General features: G+C 67.1%; 1 protein-coding gene. It reads right to left on the bottom strand.

Going from position 1 to position 1,298, the window contains the following annotated elements:
• Positions 1–1,298: Ig-like domain-containing protein (locus tag ACIGKL_RS24980; protein WP_397489020.1), on the bottom strand; the 1,298-nt coding region annotated here is incomplete at both ends.

Raw genomic sequence — 1,298 nt, 5'->3', positions numbered from 1 at the left:
GCGTAGTTGTTGGAGTCGGTGCTGCCGCTGCCGGCGTTGCCCGCCGCATCCTGCACGCCGGTGTTGTCCAGGGTGATCAGGTTGCTGGCGTCGGTGAGGTTGGCGCTCGGCGTCAGGGTGGCTGTCCAGGTGATGCCGCCGTCGCTGGAGCTGAGCCCGCTAAGGCTGCCGTTGGCGACGCTGAAGTCGGCCAGGGTCAGCCCGCTGACCGCTTCGCTGAAGTTGATGGTCACCGTCGCCGTCTCGCCTGCCGCCAATGCGGTGTCGCTTACCACGATGCTGGCCGTCGGACGCTGAGTGTCGATGGCGTAGTTGTTGGAGTCGGTGCTGCCGCTGCCGGTGTTGCCGGCGGCATCGACGTAGCCGGTATTGTCCAGGGTAATCAGGTTGCTGGCGTCGGTGAGGTCGGCGCTCGGCGTCAGGGTCGCCGTCCAGGTGATACCGCCGTCGCTGGAGCTGAGTCCGCCGAGGCTGCCGTTGGCGACGCTGAAGTCGGCCAGGGTCAACCCACTGACCGCTTCATTGAAGGTGATGGTCACCGTGGTGGTTTCGCCGATGGCGAGCGCGGTGTCGCTCACCGCGATGGTCGCCGTCGGGCGTTGGCTATCGATGGCGTAGTTGTTGGAGTCGGTGGTGCCGCTGCCGGTGTTGCCGACGGCATCGACGTAGCCGGTATTGTCGAGGGTGATCAGGTTGCTGGTGTCGGTGAGGTTGGCGCTCGGCGTCAGGGTCGCCGTCCAGGTGATGCCGCCGTCGCTGGAGCTGAGCCCGCTGAGGCTGCCATTGGCGACGCTGAAGTCGGCCGTGCTCAGCCCGCTGACTGCCTCGCTGAAGGTGATGGTCACCGTCGCCGTCTCGCCTGCCGCCAGCGCGGTGTCGCTCACCACGATGGTTGCGGTCGGACGCTGGGTGTCGATAGCGTAGTTGTTGGAGTCGGTGCTGCCGCTGCCGGCGTTGCCCGCCGCATCCTGCACGCCGGTGTTGTCCAGGGTGATCAGGTTGCTGGCGTCGGTGAGGTTGGCGCTCGGCGTCAGGGTGGCTATCCAGGTGATGCCGCCGTCGCTGGAGCTGAGCCCGCCGAGGCTGCCGTTGGCCACGCTGAAGTCGGCCAGGGTCAGCCCGCTGACCGCCTCGCTGAAGGTGATGGTCACCGTCGCCGTCTCGCCTGCCGCCAATGCGGTGTCGCTTACCACGATGCTGGCCGTCGGACGCTGGGTGTCGATGGCGTAGTTGTTGGAGTCGGTGCTGCCGCTGCCGGTGTTGCCGGCGGCATCGACGTAGCCGGTATTGTCCAGGGT

It is taken from the genome of Pseudomonas sp. NPDC077186 (assembly GCF_044543505.1).
GTDB lineage: Bacteria > Pseudomonadota > Gammaproteobacteria > Pseudomonadales > Pseudomonadaceae > Aquipseudomonas.
The sequence above is the reverse complement of the archived record's forward strand: the minus strand, read 5'-3'. Positions and strand labels throughout refer to the sequence as shown.